The sequence below is a fragment of the Kitasatospora sp. NPDC057198 genome, assembly GCF_042670125.1.
Taxonomy (GTDB): Bacteria; Actinomycetota; Actinomycetes; order Streptomycetales; family Streptomycetaceae; genus Kitasatospora.
This window is the reverse complement of record NZ_JBHUWH010000612.1, coordinates 1-4,003: the sequence shown is the minus strand read 5'-3', so window position 1 is coordinate 4,003 and position 4,003 is coordinate 1. Positions and strand designations below refer to the sequence as shown.

General features: G+C 75.7%; 2 protein-coding genes. One reads left to right on the top strand and one right to left on the bottom strand.

Annotation, left to right across the window (positions count from 1 at the left end):
- On the bottom strand, positions 1–2,371 hold a 2,371-nt coding region (locus tag ACFUEL_RS36525), incomplete at its 3' end, for a phosphatidylglycerol lysyltransferase domain-containing protein (RefSeq protein WP_380242020.1).
- 289 nt (positions 2,372–2,660) lie between these two features.
- Here ACFUEL_RS36525 and ACFUEL_RS36520 point away from each other — a divergent pair.
- Positions 2,661–3,962, top strand: a complete 1,302-nt coding sequence (locus ACFUEL_RS36520; protein WP_380242018.1) for a hypothetical protein — start codon at positions 2,661–2,663, stop codon at positions 3,960–3,962.
- The last annotated feature ends 41 nt before the right edge of the window (positions 3,963–4,003 follow it).

Genomic DNA, 4,003 nt, shown 5'->3' with positions numbered 1-4,003 from the left:
GCCGCAGCCGCAGCCCCGGCCCGGCGCCCGGCCCGGCACCCGGCCCGGCGCCCGGCCGGGGCCCGGACGCCTCGCGGAGCACGGCGACGTTCAGCGACACCCGGGCCGTCCCGAACTCGGCGGCCCGGCCGAGCAGCGCGGCGACGGCGTACTCGACCAGCCCGCCGTCGGACTCCCGGTCGCGGCGCACCAGGTCGAGCGACAGCCCGTCCGGGCCCCACGGGACGAAGGACAGCAGCGCGGCCGTCCGCCCGGCCCCGTCGCGGCACTCGGCGAGCAGGCAGTCGCCGTCCGCCGGGTCGCCGAGCCGGCCCAGCGCCATCGGGAAGCCGCGTTCGGCGCGCCCGTGCCGCCAGGCGTCGGCGAGCCGGGCCAGGTCGGCGAACTCCCCGGGCGGGACGTCCCGGTGGCGGCGCAGCAGCACCGCGTACCCGGCCCGCTCCACCCGACGGCAGGTCTCCCGCAGGCCGCGCGCCTCCCGGCCCGCCAGGGTGAAGCCGGCCGCGTCGACCACCGCCTCGTCGCCCAGGTGCAGCGCGCGCAGCCCGGCCGTGCGGGCGTACGCCGCGCCGCCGAGCCCGCCGGCGCCGGTGACAGCGGGGATCCAGGCGTGCGCGCGGGCCCGCCGGTGCCACTCCTCGATCGCCCCCGGCCAGTCCTCCGGATCGCCGACCGGGTCGCCGGAGGCCAGCGCCACCCCGTTGACCACCCGGTAGGCGACGGCGGCCCCGCCGCCGGGCGAGAAGCACACCGCCCGGTCCCGGCGCAGCGCGAAGTAGCCCAGCGAGTCGCGTCCGCCGTAGCGCTCCAGCAGCGCGCGCAGCGCCCGCTCGTCCTCGGGGCCCTGCCGCTCGGTGCCGCGCGGGGAGCGCAGCAGGATCCGCAGGGTGAGCAGCAGCAGGGCGGTGGCGAGCAGGTTGAGGCCGAGGTCGAGCCAGCCCGGCACGTCCACGCCGTCGACCTCGACCGCGCCGGAGACGGTGGCCAGCCGCAGCACCGCGTACCGGGCGGCCTCGCCCCGGCCGGGCACCGGGCCGGTGTGCCAGAGCCGGACGGCGAGGGCGCCGAGGCCGGTCAGCAGCGCCCCGCCGAGCAGCAGCACGGCGGCGGCCAGCGGCAGGTTGCCCCGCCCGCCGCGGACCCGGAACACCGGGCGGGCGGCCAGCAGCGCCAGCAGCAGCGCCAGGGTGAGCGCGGCCGAGACCCAGTTGAACGGGTGCGCACGGTACTCGGGGAGGGCCAGCGCCAGGGCGTGGAGCGCGGCGTGCGCAGTGGTGATCACCAGGGCGGTGATCCAGGCGGCCCGCTTGCGGCGGCGCAGCATCACGGCGAGCAGCCCGGCCAGCAGCGCGGTGGTGAAGCCGGAGGTGACCAGCACCGGGGTGAAGTACTCGCCCCGGTCGGCCCGTTCGACCCGGGCCCGGAACGGGGCGACCAGCGCGCCGAGCAGGTTGAGCAGGACGGCGGCCCGCAGGTACCACTGCGCGAGCGCGGCGCAGCGCAGCCGCCAGGGCGCGGGCGGCCGCTCGGGCAGCGGCTCGGCGGGCACGGGTGCGGCGGGTGCGGGTCCGACTGGGACGGACGCGGGCCCGGACACGGGCTCGGGCTCGGGCTCGGGCTCGGGCTCCGGGTCGGCGTCGGGGGTGCCGGCCACCAGGTCGTACGCGGCGGTCTTGGCGGCGACCAGGCGGCGGTGGATCCGGTCCTCGCGGCGCTCGGCGCGGGCCAGCCGGCGGGGGCGGGAGCGGTAGCGCCAGCGGGCCCACGGGCTGGCCGGGCGGGCCAGCCGGACGGCGCCGACCAGGGCGAGCGGCCAGAGCATGATGCCCAGCAGCCCCGTCCAGGTCTTGCCCTTGAGCAGGCTCACCAGCACCAGCGCGAGCAGCACGGCCGCCCCGGCCATGGTCGGCCCGTCCGGGTGCCGGGCGAAGCCGCCGAGCGGGAGCTCGCCGATCAGCAGCAGCCCGATCACGGCGGCGGCGAACACCACGGCGTCCACCGAGGCGCGGCCCTGGGTGGACCAGTAGACGTCCTCGAGGTGCAGGACCAGCGCGAACTCGTCCAGCACCAGGCCCGCGCCGACGCCGAACCCGAAGCCGAGCAGGTTCCACCAGGCGCCGCCGTCGCCGCGCACCGCGAACGCGGCCACCCCGCACACCAGCAGCAGGGCCTGCCCGAACACCACGTGGTGGACGTGCACCCCGCCCGGGGTGACGTTGCCGGGCCACCAGCGGACCTGGGCGCGGATCATCCGGGTGCTGAGCCGGATGAACAGGAACGACAGCACCAGGCCGAGCAGCAGCAGGAACAGCGGCTCCCGTCCGGTGTCGACGATCCGGTCCCGGTAGGCGTCGATCAGCGGTTGCCACATCGGCGGGTGGGTCCTCCGTGTCCGGGTGCCGCGGGCCCGCGCACCGGGCCGCCTGACGTCAAGTCAACTCCCCGGCACCGCCGCCGCCCCGGTCCGGTGCGCCGAACAGGTGAGCGCTCCGGCGCGGCGTCCCCCGGTCATCCGTACCCGGGCCGTGCTTACCTGCGCGGCGGTCGGACGCGTGCCATGCTGAGGCCGACTCCCCCGGACGACCCATCTCTCCATTTCATCTGATGGACAGTTCATCCGGCCGGTGACCCCCTGACTCCCTGGTGAACGGATGTGAGACATGGACGCCCTCTCCCGCAGGACGCTGCTGGCCGCCGGTGCGGCGACCGCCGCCACCCTCGCCGCCGGCTGCGCGAGCTCCTCCGGGAACGCGGGCTCCGCCCCGCCCGCGCAGGCCGACGGCCTCGCCGCGAACGGCAGCCCCAGCGCCGTCCCCAAGCCCCCCGCCACCCTGATCGGCGACGGCTCCACCTCCGACACCGGCCCGCAGCCCAACCAGCCGCAGGCCGTGCCGCTGGAGGCCGGACAGCGGCCCCCGCAGTTCGTGGTCTTCTCCTGGGACGGCGCCGGCGAGCTCGACAACCAGCTGTTCAGCCGGTTCCGCAAGCTCGCCCGGGAACACGACGCCACCATGACCTTCTTCCTCAGCGGCATCTACACCCTGCCCGAGTCGAAGAAGACCCTGTACCACCCGCCGCAGCACTCGATCGGCGCCTCCGACATCGGCTACCTCAGCGATCAGCACATCCGCGCCACCATCGAGCAGGTCAGCGCGGCCTGGCTGGAGGGCCACGAGATCGGCACCCACTTCAACGGCCACTTCTGCGGCGCCAACGGCGGCGGCAAGTGGTCGCCCGAGGACTGGGACAGCGAGATCCAGCAGGCCATGGACTTCGTCATGAACTGGCGCACCAACACCGGCCACACCGACCTGCCCGCGCTGCCCTTCGACTACCGCAAGGAACTGATCGGCGGCCGCACCCCCTGCCTGGAGGGCCAGCGCGGCCTGCTCCCCACCGCCGTCAAGCGCGGCTGGAAGTACGACAGCTCGGGCCCCGGCGGCCTGCAGATGTGGCCGCAGAAGTTCGCCGGCGGCGCGCTGTGGGACATGCCGCTGCAGTCCATCCCGTTCCCCGGGCACAGCTTCCAGGTGCTCTCGATGGACTACAACATCATGTACAACCAGTCCGGCGACAACACCAAGGGCGACCCCGGCAAGCAGGCGTTCTGGCAGACCCAGGCCCGCGACTCGTACCTGGCCGGCTTCGACCGCGCCTACAACGGCAACCGGGCGCCGTTCATCATCGGCAACCACTTCGAGCAGTGGAACGGCGGCATCTACATGAACGCCGTCGAGGAGACCCTCAAGCAGATCGCCGACAAGCCCGAGGTCCGGATGGTCTCCTTCCGGCAGCTCGTCGAGTGGCTGGAGGCGCAGGACCCGGCGGTCCTCAAGAAGCTCCAGGCCCTCCCTCCCGGCCAGGCCCCGAAGGAGGGCTGGAACGCCTACCTCGGCGGCGCCGGCACCCCCGCCGGGGGCGCCGCCTCCCCGTCCGTCCCGGTGGTGGCGGGCGGCAAGTAGCCCCTGCCGCCCCCGCCACCCCTCGGCCAACGGCTCCGGCC

Coding starts and splice junctions, on each gene's coding strand:
- ACFUEL_RS36520 (WP_380242018.1), top strand. CDS start 2,661: ATGGACGCCCTCTCCCGCAGGACGCTGCTGGCCGCCGGTGCGGCGACC.